This is a genomic window from Salipiger sp. ABF4_146, assembly GCF_056161345.1.
In genome coordinates, this window is record NZ_JBSWYX010000010.1 from 76667 (window position 1) to 97575 (window position 20909).

Here is a 20909-nt window from a genome sequence, read left to right on the forward strand (position 1 = left end):
CCGGGGCGCTCGGCAAGCCGCTCAGCCCAGTTCCAGTGTGGCCACCGCGTTCTGCCCGCCACCGGGCAACGGCGCCGGTCCCCGATACATGCGGGCGGTGTGGAACACCGGCTGCATCCCCATGGCAAGGCAATGCGCGGCCAGCGCGGCGGACTCGGCAGGCAGGTCGATCATCACCTGATCGTCGCCGGTATGCGCCGCTGCGGCCTCCAGCAGCGTTTGTGCCACTGGCAGATCGGGGGCGCAGAGCGGGCCGATCTTCCAGCCTTCATGGCATCGGCGCAGGGTGAGGAAGCCATCCGCCTTTCCGTCGGTGCGATGGACCAGCGTGAACCGTGTTTGCGCGGGCTCCAGCCACGCGCCGTTGAACCGGGGTTTGGCATAGCCGCAAGCCTTGGCCTCCATTGCGATCAATGCCGGATGCTCGTTGGCGGCAGCAGAGTGCACGCCTTTGCCCGGACCGGGCTTCAGCGGGCCGGCGTAGCGTTTGGTCTGCCCGGCGAGCGTGAAGCCCGATTTACGGTAGTTCTCCTGCTGCGCGGGCACCCCGTCGAGCCCGACGCTGCGCTTGCCGGCGTGTTTCATCGCGTGCAGCCAGAGGGCATGCGCGATGCCCTGCCCGCGGTAAGCCGGGGCGCAGAGATAGAGCCCGAGAAAGGCAAGGCCGTCGGAATGGTTCACCACCGAAATCGCGGCGGCCATATGCCCGCCAAGCTCGGCGCAGAATAACCCCTCTGGGTCTGCCGCGTAGAACGGATCAAGGTCTTCGAGGCCGGGGTTCCACCCTTCGTCCGCCGCCCAGTCCAGCGCGCGGCCAAGGTCGGTCTTGGTCATCGTGCGCAACATCATGGCCGTAGCGCCTCACGCAGGCTGTGCGGTGTGGCCGGGGCCTCGCGCAGATCGAGCGAAGATAGCAGGTCCAACAGGTGCCCTTTCATAAGATCCTCCGCCGTGGCGCCATCGCCCTGTTCCAGAGCGGTCAGAAGCGCCTCATGTGCATGAGTTTCGCACATTGCCTTGGGTCTGCGCCAGTAAAGTGAAATCACCAGCGACGAGCGGGCGATCAGCTGGGTGATGAAATCCGCTATGGTGGACTGGTCGGCGATGCGGGCGATCTCAATGTGGAACGCACCCGACAGGCGCACGGCGGTGCCATATTCGCCGCGATCCAGCGCCGCGTGTTCCTCGGCATTGTGCTGGCGCAGTCGCGCCGCCGCTTCGGGGGTCATGCGCTCGGCCGCCGAGCGGGCGGTGCGCGGTTCCAGCAGGGCGCGCGCCTCAAACACCTCTCGGGCCTCGCGGATCGTGGGCGCGGCGACAAAGGCGCCGCGGTTGGGCTCGATGGTCACAAGCTGGTCATGCGCGAGCATCTGCAGCGCCGAGCGCACGATGGTGCGCCCCACGCCGAAGATCTCGCCGACCTCGTCCTCGTTGAGCTTCAGCCCCGGCGCCAGACGATGCTCGTGCACGGCGAGGGTGAGCGCGTCGGCCACGGCCCGCGCCTTTGATCCCTTGGTGCCCTTTCCGCGGCTGGCTGGCGCCGCCCCTCTCGCTGTCATCTCGGCCTCTCTGTTGGATCTCCAATCTCTCTGAGCCGTGCCGAACGCACAAGCGAGGAGATGATTGCATATGGAATTCACTCAGATCGTATACAATCAGAAATCAGAAAGTGCACATACCAAGGGATTTTTGGTGAAAATTTGGGCGACACAAAGAATTTGCTCTGTCGCGGTGCTGCCCGTGCTTCGTTTTTCGCGGGGCGCGGGGACAGGATCGGTCAGCAACTGAAGCTGCGATACACGCAGATCCACGGGGGACACATGCGCCAAGGACTCGATCTCGAACTCGTCGGCCTGACCAAGCGCTACGGCGAGACCGTCGCGGTCGACGCGATCAACCATCACTTCGGGTCCGGCGTCTATGCCTGCCTTCTGGGGCCGTCCGGCTGCGGCAAATCCTCGACCCTGCGGATGATCGCGGGGCATGAGACGGTCAGCGACGGTTCGATCGTGCTGGGTGGCAGCGACATCTCGCATCTGCCCCCGGCCAAGCGCGGCACGGCGATGATGTTCCAGAGCTACGCGCTGTTCCCGCACCTTACGGTGGCCGACAACGTCGCCTTCAGCCTCAAGATGAAGGGCACCGACGCCGCCACCCGGCGTAAGAAGGCGATGGAGATGCTGTCGCTCGTCGATATGACGCAATACGCCGAGCGTTTGCCCTCGCAACTTTCGGGCGGCCAGCAGCAGCGCGTGGCGCTGGCCCGCGCGCTGATCACCGAGCCGCAGATCCTGCTGCTCGACGAGCCGCTCTCGGCGCTCGATCCGTTCCTGCGCGTCCGCATGCGTGCCGAGCTCAAGCGCCTGCAGCGCGAGCTTGGCATCACCTTCGTGCATGTGACCCACGGGCAGGACGAGGCGCTGGCGCTGGCCGACGAGATCGTCGTGATGAACAACGCGGTGATCGAACAGGCGGGCCCCGCCCGCGACGTGTTCAACAGCCCCAAGACCGAGTTCGTCGCGCGGTTCATGGGCGGGCACAACGTGCTGGCGTTGCCGCAGGGCCATTTCGCCATCCGCAACGACCTGACGCGCATCGCGCCGCAGCAGGGCGCCAAGCTTGATGGCCGCGTCACCTCGGTGGAGTTTCAGGGCGCGCATGTGGCGGTGACCGTGCTGGCCGCGGGTGATCAGGACATCACCGCGTGGGTGCCCGAAGAGCAATTCTTCTCTGATCCGAAATCCCCCGGCGACGGGGTGGGCCTGGTCTGGGACGACCAGGCACTGCATCCGCTTTCGGCCTGAAGGCGGCAAGAAGGGCCGCAAAAGGTCCGGGCCTAAAGGCCGAAGTGCACCAGTCCAACACAGGGAGTTAGGACATGACGACGAAGAAACTCAGCCGCCGCGGCCTGCTGAAAGGCGCCGCCGCTGCCGGTGCGGCAACCGCCTTCCCGGCACCGATGATCTGGGCGCAGAACATCAAGGACGTCACCCTGCGCCAGTTCGGCACCGGCGTGTCGAACCTCAACGAAGTGGCGCAGAAGGTGAAGGAAGACCTCGGCTTCACGCTCGAGATGACCGCGCTCGATTCCGACGCCGTGACCCAGCGCGCCGCCACCCAGCCCGGCAGCTTCGACATCGCCGACATCGAATACTGGATCTGTAAGAAGGTCTGGCCGACAGGCAACCTGCAGGCGATGGATGTCAGCAAGATCAAGAACTACGACAAGATCGTCGGCATCTTCAAAGACGGCAAGCTGACGCCCGAGTCGGAAATCGCCCAAGGCACCGCACCGCACACCGTGGGCTTCACCGATGGTCCCGATGGCACCACCTTCGCCAACGAGCAGACCAACTGGATGACGCTCATCCCGACGATCTACAACGCCGATACTCTGGGCATCCGTCCCGACCTCATTGGCCGTCCGATCGACACTTGGGCCGAACTGCTGAACCCCGAGTTCGCCGGCAAGGCCTCGATCCTCGACATCTCGTCGATCGGCATCATGGACGCGGCGATGGTCTGCGAGGCCATGGGCGAGATCCAGTATGGCGACAAGGGCAACATGACCCGCGAAGAGATCGACAAGACCATGGCGATCTTCACCGAAGCCAAGCGCAACGGCCAGTTCCGCGCCTTCTGGAAGACCTTCGACGAGAGCGTCAACCTGATGGCCTCGGGCGAGGTGGTGATCCAGTCGATGTGGTCGCCGGCGATCACCGCGGTCAAATCGCGCGGCATCGACTGCGTCTACCAGCCGCTGAAAGAGGGCTACCGCTCGTGGGGCGGCGGCATCGGCCTGTCGAAGAACCTTTCGGGGCTCGAACTGGATGCGGCCTACGAGTACATCAACTGGTACCTCGACGGCTGGGTCGGCGGCTTCCTGATGCGTCAGGGCTACTACTCGGCGGTTCCGGAAACCTCGAAAAACCACATGTCCGAGAACGAGTGGGGCTACTGGTTCGAGGGCAAGGAAGCCACCGACACCATCACCAACCCGTTCGGCGACGCCATGGCGCAGGCCGGCGAAGTGCGCGACGGCGGCTCGTTCGAAGAGCGCATGGGCTCTGTTGCCTGCTGGAACGCCGTCATGGACGAAAATCAGTACATGGTCCGCAAGTGGAACGAGTTCATCGCGGCCTGATCCTCTCGGGTCTGACCTCCACACCTTGGTCCTGACCGAGATCGCCGCGCCCCGGATGTGCCCGGGGCGCGGCACCCTGATGCGGTGCGCCGCAACACATACTGACCGGAGGCCACATGCGCGCTGGCGAAAACAACCGACACCTGACCGGCTGGCTGCTGGCCTCGCCCCTGACGCTGGTCCTGATCTTCTTTCTGGTGCTGCCCATCGTGATGATCGTCATCGTCAGCTTTTGGCAGGCGACGGAATTCTCGATCATTCCGGCCTTCAGCTGGGAAAATTACGACTTTCTCTTCGGCTCACCGGTGACCTACCGGGTGTTCGGAAACACGATTAAATACGCGCTGATCGTCTGGGCCTGTACCTTGGTGATCGGCTTCACGGTGGCCTATTTCCTCGCCTTCCACGTTCGGACGCAGACGTGGCAGATCGCGCTCTTTTTGCTCTGCACTATCCCGTTCTGGACCTCGAACATCATCCGGATGATCTCGTGGATCCCCTTCCTCGGGCGCAACGGGCTGGCGAACTCGGCGCTGATCTCGGCGGGCATCACCGACGAGCCGGTGGAATGGCTGCTTTACTCGGATTTCTCGGTGATCCTCGCCTTCGTCCATCTTTACACGCTGTTCATGGTGGTGCCGATCTTCAACACCATGATGCGCATCGACAAATCGCTGATCGAGGCGGCCTATGACGGCGGTGCCTCGGGCTTCCAGACGCTGACCAACGTGATCATCCCGCTGTGCAAGCCGGGCATCATGATCGGCACGATCTTTGTTGTCACACTGGTGATGGGCGACTTCGTTACGGTGCGGTTCATGTCAGGCTCGCAATCGGCCAACGTTGGCCGCCTCATCCAGAACGACATCGCGCTACTGCAATACCCCTCGGCCTCGGCCACGGCGGTGGTGCTGCTGGTCACCGTGCTGATGGTCATCGGCATCCTTCTGCGCTTCGTCGACATCCGCAAGGAGCTCTGATCCATGGAATCCCGTCCCCGCTCGTTCTACGTGCTCGGCGCCTTCTTCGTGCTGTTTCTGCTGTTCCTCTACGGCCCCACCTTCACCATCGCGATCCTCAGCTTCCAAGGCCCGCAGGGCGGTCTGACCTTCCCCATGCGCGGCGTCTCGCTGCACTGGTTCTTCGACCTGTTCGAGCAGCAAGCGGTGGGCGACATCTGGGGCAGCTTCCGCCGCAGCCTCGTGCTTGGCCTGCTGGTCATGGTCACCACAGTGGTGGTCTCGATCATGGGCGGTCTGGCGTTCCGCAAGCGTTTCGCCGGCAACGCGGTGCTGTTCTATCTGGTGATCACCTCGCTGGTGATCCCCTCGATCCTCGTGTCGCTGGGCGTCGGCCTTATCTTCAGCCAAGCCGGGCTGCCGATCCACTGGGCGAGCTCGGGCTTTGGCTCGCAGTTGACGTGGACGCTGCCCTTTGGCCTGCTGATCATGTTTGCCGTGTTCAACCGCTTCGACAAATCCTTCGAAGAGGCGGCCCGCGATCAGGGCGCGAGCAACTGGCAGGCGCTGCAACACGTGGTGCTGCCGATCATCGCGCCCTCGCTGATCGGGGTGGCGCTTTTCGGTTTCACCCTCAGCTATGACGAATTCGCCCGCACCCTGCTCACCGCGGGCAGCTACAACACGCTGCCGCTGGAGATCTACGGCATGACCACCAATGTCACCACGCCAGTGATCTTCGCGCTCGGCACGCTGACCACCGTGTTTTCGCTGATCATCATCGGGGTCTTCTTGCTGATGGTGTGGTCGATGAACAAACGCCGCGCGAGGCAGGGGTCCGACGCCGGCAAGGGCATGGTCTGATGGCCTATGTGATCATCAACCCAAACAGCACCGCGGCGATGACCGAAGGCATGCTGGAGGTCGCGCGCGCCTCGGTGCCGGGGGTGACGCTGGAGGGCTGGACCAACGCTGGCGGCCCGCCCGCCATTCAGGGCCACGAGGATGGGTTGAAAGCCACGCCGAGCTTGCTCGAGCTGATCGACAAGGCCAATGCCGAAGGCTTTGAGGGCATTGTTATCGCCTGTTTCGACGACACCGCGCTTGAGGCGGCGCAGGCGCGCTCAAAGGTGCCGGTGATCGGCATCGGGCAGGCGGCTTATCACGTGGCGGCGCTGCGGGGCTGGAGCTTTTCTGTGGTGACCACCCTCGCGGTCTCCGTTCCGATCCTTGAGGGCAATATCATCGGATCCGGGTTCGAGCATCTGCTGGGCAAGGTCCGCGCCTCTGACGTGCCGGTGCTGGCGCTGGAGGAAGAGCCGGAGGCCGCGACCGAGGCTGTGGCTGCCGAGACCGCCCGCGCCATGGCGGGAGACGGCGTGGATTGCGTGATCCTCGGCTGTGCCGGCATGGCACAGCTGACGGCGGAACTGCGGGCGCGGTTCGACAAGCCGGTGATCGACGGCGTGGAAAGCGCGGCGCGGCTGATCTTGGCGCTCTGACCGGCCGAGCAATTTCGAGGTTTCAGCAACCGGCGCGTTCGCCCGGCCATAGTTTCCCGGCTACCGTTTCGGGGGGCGGCTCAGGCCAGAGCCTCGGCCGCCGCTCTTTGTGCCACCCCGCCTCTCGCCATCTTCGGCCAATTCGCGATGATCGCCGCGCAGCCGGTCACCTTGTGGCGCGCCAGCAGTTCCGGCAGCTCGACAAGGCGCCCGGTGATGATCCGTTCGCCGGGTTTCGAGACCTCCACCGCGATGGTCAGCGGGGCGTCTTCGGGCATTCCCGTCTCCAGCAGCGAGCGGGTGATCCGCTCCGACTGGCTCACCGCCATGTAGAGCGCCAGTGCAACGCCGGGCCGGGCGTGGCGGGCGCAGTCGGGCATGGGATCACCGGCGCGGGCATGGCCGGTGGCCAGCACCAGTGCATCGGTCTCGCCGCGGGTGGTCAACGGCATGCCAGCGCGGGCGGCAGCGGCCATGGCCGCTGTCACGCCGGGCACGATCTCGGTCTCGATACCATGCATTCGCGCGGCCTCTAGCTCTTCGGCGGCGCGGCCGAAGATACCGGGGTCGCCGGATTTGAGGCGCACGACATTCTGCCCACGCAGAGCCGCGGCAACGATGACGGCGTTGATCTGCTCCTGCGGCCAGGAATGCGCACCGACCTCCTTGCCGACGAAGACCAGCTCGGCCCGCGGCCCAGCCAGCGCCAGAACTTCGGGGTCGACCAGCCGATCGTAGAAGATCACATCGGCCGACTGCAGCCGCGAGACCGCGCGCAAAGTCAGCAGGTCCGCCGCGCCGGGCCCGGCACCGACGAGCGTAATCGTTCCCTTCGTCGGCATGTCGCCGGGTGCGGGAAGCGGAAAGCTGGGAAGAACGCTCATCTCGGGGTCCTCACTCTGCGGCTTCGGGGGCTTTGGCACGCGCCAGAAGCGCGGCCAGTTCGGGGCGGCAGGAACCACAGTTGGTTCCGGCCTGCAGTGCCGCGCCGATCGCGTCGACGCTCATCAGGCCCTGCGTTTCAATGCCGTCCAGAATGGTGTTCACGCCCACGTTGAAGCAGGCGCAGACCACCGGGCCCGGGTCGGGCTGGTCGGCGGGGGCGCGACCGGTGAGCACGTGCGGCGCCTCTTCGCCGGGCAGGGCGGCGACATGGCTGCGCATCACCATCACCGGCTCGGGTGAGACAAATAGCGCGGCCAGCAGCCGACCCTCGGCGTGGAAGGCGATGCGGACCGAGCCGCGGCGCGGATCGGCGACCACCTGCGCCTCGGCGCGGGGCAGGTCGAAGAGGCGGCGCGCTTCGGATTCCCAGTCGGCGGGCGTGTCGCCGCCGGCCATCTCTAGCCGCCAGCCGCTCTCGGTGCGGGCGACGGCCCAATAGTCGCTCTCGGGAGCCATCTCGGTGCAGGAGACGGCGAAGCCGTACCACTTGGCCGCAAAGGGCGCGAGCGCGACCACCGCGCCCTTGCTCTCGGGCTGGCCAGAGATCGGGTCGGTGACGGGAGGCACGAGGGCATCCACCCGTGCCGCGGGCGCGGTCTCGCCGGTCCAGTGCATGGGGGCAAAGACCTCGCCCTTTTGCACCTTGTCAGTGATCAGCGCCCGCAGCACTGCGGTTCCGTGAGTGGAGGTGACACGCACGAGGCTTGCGGGCGAAATGGCCAGCGCTGCCGCATCCGTGGGGTGGATCTCGAGGAAGGGCTCGGCAAGGTGGGACGAGAGCCGCGGCGAACGCGCCGTGCGGGTCATCGTGTGCCACTGGTCGCGGATGCGCCCGGTGTTGAGGCGGAAGGGGAAGCGCCGCGCGGTCTTGTGGGCGAAATCCCTCCATTTGACCGGCACCATGCGGGCGCGGCCGGTCTCGGTGTAAAAAGCGCCGTCTCCGAAGAACCGTCCGCCCGAGCGGGTCCCGGCGTAGGGCCAGCGGAACGGCGCGAGCGCGGCGTACTCGCCATCGGAGAGACCCGCATGGCCGGAGATGTCGAAATCCTTGCCGAATCCTCCCGCAATCCCCGATAGCGCGGCGTACTCACGGAAGATCTCGGCAGGAGAAGCGTAGTCAAAGGCCGAAGGCCAACCCATGCGCTTTCCCACTTCCGAGAGGATTTCCCAATCCGGCTTTGTCTCGCCCGGCGCTGGCAGGGCGGCGCGTTGGCGTGAAATGGTGCGGTCGGAGTTGGTGACGGTGCCCTCCTTCTCGCCCCATGCGGCGGCAGGCAGCAGCACATCTGCCAGCCGCGCAGTGTCGGTGGCGGCGGTGATGTCGCTGACCACGACGAAGGGGCAATCCTTGATCGCGGCGCGCACCCGGTCGGCGTCGGGCATGGTCACGGCGGGGTTGGTGTGGATCACCCAGAGCGCCTTGATCCTGCCTTCGCCCACAGCTTTGAACAGGTCGACGGCCTTCAGCCCCGGTGTGTCGGGGATCGTCGGCGAGCCCCAGAATTCGCGAACGGCAGAGCGATGGGAGATATTCTCGATATCGAGATGGCAGGCCAGCATATTGGCCAGACCGCCAACCTCACGCCCGCCCATGGCGTTGGGCTGGCCGGTGACCGAAAGCGGTCCCATGCCCGGCTTGCCGATGCGACCAGTGGCGAGGTGGCAGTTGAGGATCGAATTCACCTTATCCGTGCCCGAGGAGGACTGGTTCACGCCCTGCGAAAATACGGTGACGACCTTCTCGGTCCGCACGAAGAGATCGTAGAATTGCCGAAGCGTGGCCGCGTCGATGCCGGTGCGGGCGGGATCGTCGTCCGAGGCGCTCTCGAGCGTGGCATCGAACCCTTCAACATGCGCCATGAAACCCGCGTCCACTGCGCCTTGCGCGGCGATCTCGGACAGCAGCCCGTTGAACAGCGCTACATCGGTGCCGGGCTTCAGCGGCAGATGCAGATCGGCGGCGTCGCAGGTGGCGGTGCGGCGCGGATCGACCACGACGACTTTCATGCCGGGCCGGGCCTTTTTCGCTGCCACGACGCGCTGGAACAGCACCGGGTGGCACCACGCAAGGTTGCTGCCCACCAGCACCACCAGATCGGCTTCTTCGAGGTCCTCGTAGGTGCCGGGCACGGTGTCGGTGCCGAAGGCGCGCTTGTGGCCCGCCACGGTCGAGGCCATGCAGAGCCGCGAGTTGGTGTCGATATTGGCCGAGCCGATGAAGCCCTTCATCAGCTTGTTGGCGACGTAATAATCCTCGGTCAGCAACTGCCCCGAGACGTAGAAGGCGACGCTGTCGGGCCCGTGCGCGGCGATGGTTTCGCGAAAACGCAGGGCAACGAGGTCGAGCGCGGTGTCCCAACCCGTCTCGGCCCCGTTCACCCGCGGGGCCAGCAGGCGACCCGCCAGCCCCACCGTCTCGCCCAGTTGCGAGCCCTTGGAGCAGAGCCGCCCCTTGTTTGCCGGATGCGCGGGATCGCCGCGCACGTCGAGCCCGCCCGCCCCGTCGGGACGCAGCAGCACGCCGCAGCCGACGCCGCAATAGGCGCAGGTCGAGCGGATTTCAGGCAGGCCCGAGCCGTCCATCACGCGGCACTCCGCTTTCCGACGGCGACGCCGTCGAGCAGGATGCGTTCGCCCTCAAGCCGCACCGGGTAGGTGGCGATGCGGCCCTCGTCGGCGCCCTGCGCCTCGCCGGTGTTCAGATCGAACACCCAGTTGTGCAGAGGGCAGGTGACCTTCTGGCCGTGCACGATGCCCTCGGACAGCGGCCCGGCCTTGTGCGGGCAGGCGTTGGAGGCGGCAAAGACCTCGGCCTCGGCGGTGCGGAAGATCGCCACGCAGCCCACCGGGGTTTTCACCAGCCGCGCCCCGCGCAGGGGGATGTCGTCGATATGTCCGATGTCGATCCAGCTCATTCCGCAGCCTCCAGCGTGAGATCGGCGAGCGGGTGGAAGCGGCGCGCCACCTCCGGCTTGGCCCGCTCGGCCCATGGGTCTTTTTGATAGACGGACTGGGAGAGATCGAAGCGCTCGACCAGCGCCTGCCGTTCGGCGGCGTCGGCCAGCGTCTCCTTCACCCAGTCGAGCCCGACCTTGGCGACCCACTTGTAAGGCCGGTCGAGATACTTGGCGTGTTCGCGGTAAAGTTGCACGAAGGCGACGGTCCATTCGATCGCCTCTTCCTCGGTGGGCACGTCCACCAGACGCTCGGTCTCTTTCACGTCCATGCCCGCGGCCCCGGCAACGCCGATCTGGAAGCCGCTGTCGACACAGACGATGCCGACGTCCTTGCAGGTGGCCTCGGCGCAGTTGCGCGGGCACCCCGAGACGCCGAGCTTGACCTTATGCGGCGTCCAAGAGCCCCAGAGACGACGTTCCAGCTTGATGCCGAGCCCGGTGCTGTCCTGCGTGCCGAAGCGGCACCATTCGCTGCCGACGCAGGTTTTCACCGTGCGCAGACCCTTGGTGTAGGCGTGGCCCGAGACCATGCCCGCCTGATTGAGATCGTGCCAGATGGCGGGCAGGTCTTCCTTCTTCACGCCCAGCAGATCGATGCGCTGACCGCCTGTGACTTTCACCGTGGCGCCGTATTTCTCGGCCGCCTGCGCGATCGCCATCAGCTCCTGCGGGGTGGTCATGCCGCCCCACATGCGGGGCATGACGCTGTAGGTGCCATCCTTCTGGATGTTGGCGTGGTTGCGCTCGTTGACGAAGCGGCTCTGCGGGTCGTCCACATAGTCGAGCGGCCAGTCGGCGAGCAGGTAGAAGTTCACCGCCGGACGGCAGGTGTGGCAGCCGTTGCGGGTGGTCCAGCCCAGTTCCTGCCACACCGCCTCCTGCGATTTCAGTTCCTGCGACTTGATCAGCCGGCGCACGTCCTCATGGCTGAGGTCGGTGCAGCCGCAGACCGATTGCGCGGTGGGGATGACGAAATCATCGCCCAGGGTCACGGCGAGGATTTGCTCCACCAGCCCGGTGCAGGTGCCGCAGGAATTGCTGGCCTTTGTGGTCGCCCGCACCGCGCCAAGGTCTCCGGCACCGGCGTTGATGGCATCTTCGATCTGTCCCTTGCAGACGCCGTTACAGCCGCAGATCTCCGCGTCACGCGGTAAGGCTGCAACGGCCGCCATAGGGTCCGCAGCGGCCCCCCCTTGGTAGGCCGGGCCGAAGATCAGCGTCTCGCGCATCTCCTCGATATCCGTGGCGTCTTTGATCAGTCCGTGGAACCACGCGCCATCGGCTGTGTCGCCATACATCACCGCGCCGATCAGGCGGCCCCCTTCGAGGATCAGGCGCTTGTAGACGCCGCGCGCCGGATCACGGAAGACGATATCTTCGCGGCCCTCGCCGTCGGCGAAGTCGCCCGCCGAGAAAAGATCGCAGCCGGTGACCTTGAGCTTGGTGGAGACCTCCTTCTGCACGAAGCGGGCCTCCTCGCCGAGCAGGGTCTTGGCCAGAACCTTGGCCTGATCGTAGAGCGGCGCAACGAGGCCGAAGATCGCCCCGGCATGTTCAACGCATTCGCCCAAGGCCAGAACGTCTGGATCGGAGGTGACCATGTGATCGTCGACGACGATGCCGCGGTTCACCTCTAGGCCCGCCTCCTTGCCAAGCGCGGTGCTGGGGCGGATGCCAACCGCCATGACCAGCAGGTCGCAGGGGAGTTCGGTGCCGTCGTCGAGCTGCAGCGCGCGGACGTGGCCATTGCCGTCCGAGAGGATCTGCTTGGAGTTGGCCTTGCAGTGAATGCGAATGCCCTTGTCGACCAGCGACTTGCGCAGCAGGTAGCCCGCCGCCTCGTCAAGCTGACGCTCCATCAGGTGGCCCATGATGTGCACCACGTCGACTTCTGTGCCGCGTGCGGCCATGCCGGCGGCGGCTTCCAGCCCCAGAAGACCGCCGCCGATGACCACCGCGCGCTTGCCTGCGCCGAGGGCCATCATCGCTTCCGTGTCCTCAAGATCGCGGTAGGGGATCACCCCCTGCAGATCGTGACCCGGAAGCGGGATGATGAACGGGTTCGAGCCGGTGGCGATGACCAACTTGTCGTAGGGCAGGGGACCGTTCTCGCCGGTGACCACCTTGTTGTCGGTGTCGATCGCGACGACCTTTTCGCCGAAGCGGCAGGTCACACCCCGCTCTTCGTACCAGGCGGCGTCATGGGTGACGATCTCTTCGTAGGTCTTCTCGCCCGACAGCACTGGCGACAGCATCAGGCGGTTGTAGTTGCCGCGCGGCTCTGCGTTGAACAGGGTGATGTCATAGGCCCCGGGGGCCGCGTCGATCAGGTGTTCGAGCATCCGGCCAGAGGCCATGCCGGCACCGATCACGATGAGTTTCTTCGCCATGTCAGTCACTCCGCTGCGATGGCCTTGGGGGCCGGTTTGGGTTTCGGCTTGGCGCCGTGCTCGTATTCTTCGAGGAAATCGAGCACTTCCTGGCGGTAGGCGTAGTAATCGGGGTGTTCGAGCAGCGCCTTGCGGGTGCGCGGGCGGGGCAGGTTCACGTCGGTGATCTTGCCGATGGTGGCCTGCGGGCCGTTGGTCATCATCACCACGCGGTCGGCGAGCAGGATGGCCTCGTCGACATCATGGGTGACGCAGATCGCGGTGACCTTGGTGCGGCTCCAGACCTCCATGAGAACCTCCTGAAGCTCCCAGCGGGTGAGACTGTCGAGCATGCCGAAGGGCTCGTCGAGCAGCAGCAGCTTGGGCGAGAGGGCGAAGGCGCGGGCGATGCCGACGCGCTGCTTCATACCGTTGGACATATCGGCGGCGCCGCGGTCCATGGCATCGGCCAGACCGACCCGCTCGAGGTAGTATTCCACCACGTCCTGACGCTCGGCCTGCGACGCCTTGGGATAGACCTTGTCGACCCCGATGGCGCAGTTCTCGCGGGCGGTGAGCCATGGGAAGAGGTTGGGCGACTGGAACACCACGGCGCGCTCGGGATCGGCACCCTCCACATGGCGGCCATCAAGCTTGATCGCGCCCTTGGAGATGCCGTTGAGCCCTGCCGCCATGGTCAGCACGGTGGACTTGCCGCAGCCCGAGTGGCCGATCAGCGAGATGAACTCGCCGCGGTTGATCTTGAGGTTGAAGTCCTCGACCACCGTGAGCGGACCCTTCGGCGTGGGGTAGATTTTGTGGAGCTGCGAGAAGTCGAGAAAACGCTCTTCGATCAGCCCTTCCTGCGCCTGCTGCACGGCGGCGGGCACGGCGTGGATCGGGGTGACGTTTGGCAGGATGCGTGAGCCTTCGACCTTGCCCTTGATGCCGACATCCATCAGGTAGCCGGTGACCTCGGCGCGCAGCTTCTTGAACCCCTCGTGGTGGTTCATTTCGCTGCGTTCGCGCGGGCGGGGGATGTTGACGCGGAATTCGGCGCCGAGCGTGCCATCGGGGTTCAGCGCGATGATCCGGTCGGCGAGGGTGATCGCCTCATCGACATCATTGGTGATCAGCACGCAGGTCTTCTTGTCCTGCTCCCAGATCGCCTCGATCTCATCGGCGAGGTTGGCGCGGGTCAGCGCGTCGAGCGCCGATAGCGGCTCGTCGAGCAGCAGCATCTCGGGTGACATGGCCAGCGCCCGGGCGACGTTGACCCGCTGGCGCATGCCCCCCGACAGTTCGGCGGGGCGACGGTGAGTGGCGTGGCTCAGGCCGACCATCTTGATGTAATGGGCGGTCTTCTTGGACTTCTCGGTCTTGGTCATCTCGGGGAAGACCGCGTCGAGCGCGAGGCGCACGTTGCCCTCGACCGTCAGCCACGGCATCAGCGAGTAGCTCTGGAAGATCACGCCGCGCTCGGGGCCGGGGCCCTCGATGTCGAACCCCTTGAAGGTGACGCGGCCCTTGGTGGGCTTTTCGAGCCCGGCCATCAGGTTGATCAGCGTGGTCTTGCCGGTGCCCGAAAAGCCGAGGATCACGAGAAACTCGCCTTCTTCGACGGTGAGGTTGATGTCCTTCAGCACGTGGGTCGCGTGGGTGCCCTCGCCGAAGCTTTTCGAGACGTTCTGGAACTCTAGGATGCTCATCGCATGTCCTTTCGCGCTATGGGGTCGCTGCTGCGGCGCCGCTCAGCGGTTGTTCGAGAAGGTGAAGAGGGACTGCAGGGCGTACATCACGCGGTCGAGCAGGAAGCCGATGATCCCGATGGTGAACACCGCGACCATGATCTTGGCCAGCGAGGAGGACGAACCGTTCTGGAACTCATCCCAGACGAACTTTCCGAGGCCGGGGTTCTGCGCGAGCATCTCGGCGGCGATCAGCACCATCCAGCCAACCCCGAGCGACAGGCGCAGGCCGGTGAAGATCAGCGGCAGGGCCGAGGGCAGCACCAGCTTGGTGATCTTGGTGTAGGTGTTCATCTTGAGCACCTTCGAGACGTTCACCAGATCCTTGTCGATCGAGGCGACGCCAAGCGCGGTGTTGATCAGCGTCGGCCAGAGCGAGCAGAGCGTCACGGTGATCGCCGAGATCAGGAAGGATTTTGAGAACATGCCGTCGTTGGTGGCATAGGCGGCAGAGACCACCATGGTCACGATCGGCAGCCATGCCAGCGGCGAGACCGGCTTGAAGATCTGCACCAGCGGGTTGATCGCGGCGTTTGCGGTGGGCGACAGGCCCGCGCAGATGCCCAGCGGAATGGCCACGGCAGAGGCGATCAGGAAGCCAAAGAACACGGTTTTGATCGAGGTCCAGATCTGCTGGTAGTAGCTCGGCGCGCCGGTGTAGGCGACGTTCTTGACCTGATCGGCCTTGCCCGCGGCGATCAGCTTCTCATTGCGCTTGTCGACCATGGCCTCGAATTTGGCCTGTTTGACGGCCTTGGCCTGCGCGTCATGGTGCAGGTTCACCGCCTCGTCCCAGACCTGCGCCGGGCCGGGCACCGCGCCGAGCGAGGTTTGCACCTGCGGTGCCAGCGTGCCCCAGAGCACGAGGAAGGCGGCGATGGCCATCAGCGGCACGCCCAGCAGGCGCCAAACGTCTTTCATCTGCGCCTTGGGGTTATCGCCCGCGGCGGCCTTCAGCATCGGGGTGATCCACGCAAGGCCAAGGACCTTGAACCATGCATCGGCCTTGTTGATGCGGGTGAACAGACGCGCCCGGCGCGCCTCGCGCTCGGCGTCTCGGGCGAAATCGGGGTCGACGGTGGTCATCGGGTCCGGTCCTTGATCTGGATGGCGCGGGAGGGGGCGGCGCGCATCGGGAGGAGGAAGAGGGTGAGGGTCTTGGCGGTGTGTCGGAAGAAGGCCGGGCGTTGGAGGGAGCGCCGCCCGGCCTCAGTCGTGGCTGAAGAGGTCAGCCCTGAACTTCGTTGCCGACCACTTTCTGGTCGCCCTTCAGGCCGATCGGCAGGCTGTCGAGGTAGGCATTCGGGGTTTTGCCGTCGTATGCGATGCCGTCGATGATGTCCTCGGCGGGGGTCGGCGCCTTGTAGCCGTCGCTGTCCCAGGGGAAGTCGGCTTCATTGGCGAGGCCTTCGTCGACCAGCGCGCGGGCGGCTTCGAGGTAGATGTCGGGCTTGTAGACCGACTTGGCGACCTCGTCGTACCAGCTGTCGGGCTGGGCCTCGGCGATCTGGCCCCAGCGGCGCATCTGCGTGAGGTACCACACCGCGTCCGAATAGTAGGGATAGGTGGCATTGTGGCGGAAGAAGACGTTGAAGTCGGGCACGTCGCGCACGTCGCCCTTTTCGTATTCGAAGGTGCCGGTCATCGAGTTTGCGATCACCTCAGCATCGGCGCCCACGTATTCCGGCTGGCTGAGGATCTCGACCGCTTCCATGCGGTTGGCGTTATCGTTCTCGTCGAGCCACATGGCGGCACGGATCAGCGCCTTGACCACGGCCTTGGTGGTGTTGGGGTTTTCCTCGGCGAACTCGGCGGTGATGCCAAAGACCTTCTCGGGGTTGTTCTTCCACAGCTCGTAATCGGTGATCACCGGCACGCCGATGCCCTTGAACACGGCCTGCTGGTTCCACGGCTCACCGACGCAGTAGCCAGAGATGGTGCCGGCCTCGAGCGTGGCGGGCATCTGTGGCGGCGGGGTGACCGAAAGCATCACGTCGGCGCTGATCTGGCCCGAGATGTTCTCGGGGCTGTAGAAGCCGGGGTTCAGGCCACCCGCGGCGAGCCAGTAGCGCAGCTCGTAGTTGTGGGTGGAGACGGGGAAGACCATGCCCATGTTGAACGGTTTACCTTCGGCGTTGAACTGCTCGACCACGGGCACCAGCGCCTCGGCGCTGATCGGGTGCTGCGGCAGGCCGTCGGCGTTCTCGGGGATGTTCGGCTTCATCATGTCCCAGACCTCGTTGCTGACGGTGATGCCGTTGCCGTTCAGGTCCATCGAGAAGGGGGTGATGATATGTGCCTCGGTGCCATAGCCGATGGTGGCGGCGAGCGGCTGGCCCGCGAGCATATGCGCGCCGTCGAGTTGGCCGCCGATGACACCGTCAAGCAGCACCTTCCAGTTGGCCTGCGCCTCGAGGGTCACGAACAGGCCCTCGTCGAGGAAATAGCCCTGCTCATAGGCCACCGCCAGCGGCGCCATGTCGGTCAGCTTGATGAAGCCGAAGGTCAGCTCGTCTTTTTCGAGGTCTTGCGCCAGCGCCGGGGAGATAAGCGCGGTAGAGGTGGCGAGAGCGATAAGAAGCTTTTTCATTCGTCGTTCCGTCCCTTGTTGGTGGGTCCGGTGCGAGGAGGCGCCCGGACCAAATACAGAAAAGCCGCTGACACACCGTGATGGTCATCACAGAGGTCGAGCGGCTTTGCTCATGGATCCCAGGCGTTGGGAGAAATCTTCCGGTCGGGCGCCATTGCCTGACCACGGAAGATTGTTTGCCTCAGTCGCAGTGCTCGATCAAAGAAAATTCGCGATATCGGGCGCAGATTTGCGCGATAGACGCTGCAGGTCCGCCCTGATGCGCAAAAAAATGGCGTCAGCTGTCGCGTGGCTCAAAAATCCGGCCATCGAAAAACTGGTCCGGTCCCAGAAACAAGCGTCCGGCCTCCGAGGCGACGGGAATCGTCGAGGCCAGCGCGCCTTCGAGTTTCGACGAGGCGCCGGGCAGATCGGCGCTGGTGCCTTCAAGCGCGATGCGGTGCAGATCCGAGCGGAAGGTGGCGCGGGCGGCCTGTCCCGCAGCATCGGGATCGAGCCCGGCGCGCGCCGCCAGTTGCCGCCCGATCCATTCCGCTTGGCTGCGCCACGGGAAACTTGCAGCGCCGACATGAAACTCCAGCATCCGCGTCACCTCGCGTTCCTCACCCTGCGCCGAGATCACCATGCGACCGGTCAGCGCCCGGTCTAGCACCTCGGCGGGAACACCGAGGTAGTGCGGACGGCTGAGGATCTCGGCGGCCAGCGAGCGCGAGTCGGGCTCGGCCAGCCAGCGCCCGGCCCGCCATGTGGCGCGGATCAGCCGGCCCAGAAGTGATTGCTCGGTCTCGGCCCAATCGGCGCGCACCGCCAGCACCTTTTCCGGTGCGAAGGACCAGATCGCCGCGCCGGGCAGCAACAGCGTGCCGACGCCGTTCTCGACAGCGATGCTGCCCCACGGCTCGCCGACGCAGAAGGCATCGATTTCTCCTGCCTCCATCGCGTCCGCCATCAGCGGCGGCGGCACGGTGCGCACCTGCAGCGCCTCGGGCACCGACAGGCCAAGGGCCGAAAGCCAGTAGTACAAAAGCTCGGCATGCATCGAAAACGGGAAGGGCACGCCGATGCGCAGGGTCTCGCCCTTGGCGGCAATCAGCGCCTCGCCCGCCGTGCGCGCGTTGTCGAAGCCGAACGCGTGCCCCTGCGCGCGCATCCGTTCGGCCAGCGCATTGCTGACCCCGATGACGTTGCCGTTCATCGACAGCACCGACACCGCCGACAGCGCCGTGCCCGCGCCGCCCAGCCCCAGCGCCGCCGCCACGGGCACCGGCGCGAGCATATGCGCCGCATCCACCCGGCCAAAGCTGAGCATGTCGCGCAGGCTCGACCACGAGGGCGCGCGCTTGAGGTCGAGCGCGATGCTCTCCTCGGCGGCATAGCCCATCTCCTGCGCGATGATCAGCGGCGCAGCATCGGTGAGCGGGATAAACCCGACGGACAGTGTGGTGCTTTTCATCCCAGCAGCCCCGCCGCCGTCACCAGCGCCTGCGCCACGTCGGCGACGCGCTTGCCCTGATCCATCGCGGCCTTGCGCAGCAGCGCGTAGGCCTCGTCCTCGCCGACGCCACGGGCCTTCATCAGCATGCCCTTTGCGCGGTCGATCACCTTGCGCTCTTCCAGCGCGCGCTTTGTTTCGGCCAGTTCGGTGCGCATGCGCTGGAACATGCGAAAGCGCGCGATGGCCGCATCCAGCACCGGTTTCACCCGCTGCGCCTTCAGGCCGTCGACCACATAGGCCGACACCCCGGCCTCGATCGCCGCGTCGGTCAGCCCGTCGCCAGAGCGGTCGACGAACATTGCCACCGGTCGCTCCAGCGGCCCCGAGGCCAGCGCCAGTTCCTCAAGCGTGTCGCGCGAGGGGCTTTCAAGATCGATCAGCACCACATCGGGGTTCAGCGTCTGGATGCGCCGGGCAAGGCCGGTGATTTCAGACACGGTGTGGATCTCGAACTCGCCGGCATCGCGCAGGCTTTGCGCGATCAGCAGGGCGCGCTCTCGGTCGGTCTCGACGATGGCGATGGAAAGCTGGCTGGACATGTCCTCTATCGGCCATGCAGCCGTGCGCTTGTAAAGCGGCGCCCTGTGTGGGTCGGGTCAAAAAAACAGCATAAGTACATTTTCTAGGCAAAGATTGGCGCGCCCGGCCAATCGCGCGCGAAAAGGCCGGAGGCAAATCCGCGCTCCGGCCTTCGTCTAGACAGAAATATCCCGGGGGTGAGCCCGAAGGGCGAGGGGGCAGCGCCCCCTCCCTCTTGCCGGTTCAGCGCGTGCCGGCCTGCATCAGACCCTGCGCCTTCAGCTCGGCGTGTGCCTCGTCCAGCGCCTTCCACGCCCGCGCGATCAGCACGTCGATTTCTTCTTTCGAGATGACCAGCGGCGGCGAGATGATCATCCGGTCGCCGACGTGCCGCATCACCAGGTTGTTCGCAAAGCAGCGCTCGCGGGTGATGAAGCCGGCGGTCCCGGCGTCGGCGGCAAAGGGCGCGCGGCTGGCCTTGTCCGGGGTCAGCGCGATCGAACCCATCATGCCGGCAATCTTTGCCTCGCCGACCAGCGGGTGTTCGGTCAGGCTCTCGAATTTCGCCTTGAGATAAGGGCCGGTGACGTCGCGCACCTGCTCGACGATCTTTTCCTCTTCGAGGATGCGCAGGTTCTCTAGCGCCACGGCGCTGGCCACCGGGTGGCCGGAGTAGGTGTAGCCGTGGTTGAACTCGGTCTTGGCGATGACGCTGGCCACTTCGTCCGACAGGATCGAGCCGCCGATCGGCTGGTAGCCCGATGACAGGCCCTTGGCGATGGTCATGATGTCGGGCTCGATGCCCATGGTCTGCGAGCCGAACCAGTTGCCGGTGCGCCCGAAGCCGCAGATCACCTCGTCGGCGATCAGCAGGATGCCGTATTTCTTCACGATGCGGGTGATTTCCGGCCAATAGGTCTCGGGCGGGATGATCACGCCGCCGGCCCCTTGGATCGGCTCCGCGATGAATGCGGCGATGCGGTGCGGGCCGATCTCCTCGATCTTCGCTTCCAACTGGCGCGCGCGTTCGAGGCCGAACTCTTCGGGGCTCATGTCGCCGCCTTCGGACCACCAGTCGGGCTGGTCGATGTGCTCGATGCCGGGGATCGGCAGACCGCCCTGCATGTGCATGCCCTTCATCCCGCCCAGCGAGCCCGAGCCCACCGACGAGCCGTGATAGGCGTTCCAGCGCGAGATGATGACGTCGCGCTCGGGCTGGCCCTTCTCGGCCCAGTAGGTGCGCACGAGGCGTAGGTTGGTGTCATTCGCTTCCGAGCCCGAGGAGGCGTAGAAGACAGTGTTCAGATCGCCCGGCGCCAGCTCGGCGATCTTGGCCGAAAGCTGGATGACCGGCACATGCGTGGTCTGGAAGAAGGTGTTGTAATAGGGCAGTTCTTCCATCTGGCGCGCGGCGACGGCGGCCAGTTCCTTGCGGCCGTAGCCTGCGTTGACGCACCACAGACCGGCCATGCCGTCGAGGATGCGCTCGCCTTCGCTGTCGGTCAGCCAGCAGCCTTCGGCGCGGGTGATCACCCGCGCGCCCTTGCGGGCAAGGTCGGAGCCGGTGGTGAACGGGTGCATGTGGTGCGCCGCGTCCAGAGCCTGCAGCTCTTCGGTGGGCGTGTTGACGTTGATCAGGGCCATCGGCAAAGACCTCTCTGCGCTATACGGAAACTTGCCG

Annotated in this window: 18 protein-coding genes; 6 read left to right on the forward strand and 12 right to left on the reverse strand. The window is 65.5% G+C overall.

Annotated features, from left to right (window positions below; genetic code table 11):
- Positions 1-21: 21 nt before the first annotated feature.
- Together ACXAJT_RS15420 and ACXAJT_RS15425 are read right to left on the reverse strand one after the other, a co-directional pair.
- Positions 22-849, reverse strand: a complete 828-nt coding sequence (locus tag ACXAJT_RS15420; protein WP_475236614.1) for a GNAT family N-acetyltransferase — start codon at positions 847-849, stop codon at positions 22-24.
- Positions 846-1559, reverse strand: coding sequence for a GntR family transcriptional regulator (locus ACXAJT_RS15425; protein ID WP_475236615.1), 714 nt, complete (start codon positions 1557-1559; stop codon positions 846-848). The genes ACXAJT_RS15420 and ACXAJT_RS15425 overlap by 4 nt, the downstream gene beginning before the upstream one ends.
- A 70-nt stretch (positions 1560-1629) precedes the next feature.
- On the opposite strand from ACXAJT_RS15425, the gene ACXAJT_RS15430 reads away from it, so the two are divergent.
- The 6 genes from ACXAJT_RS15430 (at position 1630) to ACXAJT_RS15455 (ending at position 6605) form a co-directional block, all read left to right on the forward strand.
- Complete coding sequence (locus tag ACXAJT_RS15430; protein ID WP_475236619.1) at positions 1630-1788, forward strand: hypothetical protein; 159 nt, start codon at positions 1630-1632, stop codon at positions 1786-1788.
- A 32-nt stretch (positions 1789-1820) separates the two neighbouring features.
- Positions 1821-2804 carry an ABC transporter ATP-binding protein gene (locus ACXAJT_RS15435; protein WP_475236622.1) on the forward strand — a complete coding sequence of 328 codons (984 nt, stop codon included), beginning with the start codon at positions 1821-1823 and terminating at the stop codon, positions 2802-2804.
- A 74-nt stretch (positions 2805-2878) separates the two neighbouring features.
- The gene (locus tag ACXAJT_RS15440; protein WP_475236625.1) at positions 2879-4144 is read left to right on the forward strand and encodes an ABC transporter substrate-binding protein; all 1266 of its coding nucleotides are present in this window, start codon (positions 2879-2881) and stop codon (positions 4142-4144) included.
- A 116-nt stretch (positions 4145-4260) separates the two neighbouring features.
- Positions 4261-5124: an ABC transporter permease gene (locus ACXAJT_RS15445; protein WP_475236628.1), complete on the forward strand. Its 864-nt coding sequence runs from the start codon at positions 4261-4263 to the stop codon at positions 5122-5124.
- Positions 5125-5127: 3 nt separating this feature from the next.
- Positions 5128-5967, forward strand: coding sequence for an ABC transporter permease (locus ACXAJT_RS15450; RefSeq protein ID WP_475236629.1), 840 nt, complete (start codon positions 5128-5130; stop codon positions 5965-5967).
- On the forward strand, positions 5967-6605 hold the full coding sequence (locus tag ACXAJT_RS15455; RefSeq protein WP_475236631.1) for an aspartate/glutamate racemase family protein: 639 nt from the start codon (positions 5967-5969) through the stop codon (positions 6603-6605). Before ACXAJT_RS15450 ends, ACXAJT_RS15455 begins: the two co-directional genes overlap by 1 nt.
- An 80-nt stretch (positions 6606-6685) precedes the next feature.
- On the opposite strand, the gene cobA is transcribed toward ACXAJT_RS15455, so the two are convergent.
- The 10 genes from cobA to ACXAJT_RS15505 all read right to left on the reverse strand — a co-directional run bounded on the left by cobA (position 6686) and on the right by ACXAJT_RS15505 (position 20872).
- Complete coding sequence (gene cobA / locus ACXAJT_RS15460) at positions 6686-7489, reverse strand: uroporphyrinogen-III C-methyltransferase (RefSeq protein WP_475236633.1); 804 nt, start codon at positions 7487-7489, stop codon at positions 6686-6688.
- 10 nt (positions 7490-7499) lie between these two features.
- On the reverse strand, positions 7500-10133 hold the full coding sequence (locus ACXAJT_RS15465; protein ID WP_475236950.1) for a molybdopterin-dependent oxidoreductase: 2634 nt from the start codon (positions 10131-10133) through the stop codon (positions 7500-7502).
- On the reverse strand, positions 10133-10465 hold the full coding sequence (gene nirD / locus ACXAJT_RS15470) for a nitrite reductase small subunit NirD (RefSeq protein ID WP_475236635.1): 333 nt from the start codon (positions 10463-10465) through the stop codon (positions 10133-10135). The genes ACXAJT_RS15465 and nirD overlap by 1 nt, the downstream gene beginning before the upstream one ends.
- Positions 10462-12897 (reverse strand): nitrite reductase large subunit NirB, encoded by a 2436-nt coding sequence (nirB, locus tag ACXAJT_RS15475; RefSeq protein ID WP_475236636.1) that lies wholly within the window; start codon positions 12895-12897, stop codon positions 10462-10464. The genes nirD and nirB overlap by 4 nt, the downstream gene beginning before the upstream one ends.
- Positions 12898-12902: 5 nt before the next feature.
- On the reverse strand, positions 12903-14585 hold the full coding sequence (locus tag ACXAJT_RS15480; protein ID WP_475236638.1) for an ABC transporter ATP-binding protein: 1683 nt from the start codon (positions 14583-14585) through the stop codon (positions 12903-12905).
- Positions 14586-14627: 42 nt separating this feature from the next.
- Complete coding sequence (locus ACXAJT_RS15485) at positions 14628-15710, reverse strand: ABC transporter permease (RefSeq protein WP_475236641.1); 1083 nt, start codon at positions 15708-15710, stop codon at positions 14628-14630.
- A 142-nt stretch (positions 15711-15852) separates the two neighbouring features.
- Positions 15853-17214, reverse strand: coding sequence for a CmpA/NrtA family ABC transporter substrate-binding protein (locus ACXAJT_RS15490; RefSeq protein WP_475236645.1), 1362 nt, complete (start codon positions 17212-17214; stop codon positions 15853-15855).
- Between the two features lie 277 nt (positions 17215-17491).
- Positions 17492-18667: a CmpA/NrtA family ABC transporter substrate-binding protein gene (locus ACXAJT_RS15495; protein ID WP_475236646.1), complete on the reverse strand. Its 1176-nt coding sequence runs from the start codon at positions 18665-18667 to the stop codon at positions 17492-17494.
- Positions 18664-19248, reverse strand: coding sequence for an ANTAR domain-containing response regulator (locus ACXAJT_RS15500; RefSeq protein WP_475236648.1), 585 nt, complete (start codon positions 19246-19248; stop codon positions 18664-18666). The genes ACXAJT_RS15495 and ACXAJT_RS15500 overlap by 4 nt, the downstream gene beginning before the upstream one ends.
- Positions 19249-19471: 223 nt before the next feature.
- Positions 19472-20872, reverse strand: a complete 1401-nt coding sequence (locus tag ACXAJT_RS15505; RefSeq protein WP_475236650.1) for an aspartate aminotransferase family protein — start codon at positions 20870-20872, stop codon at positions 19472-19474.
- Positions 20873-20909: the final 37 nt, after the last annotated feature.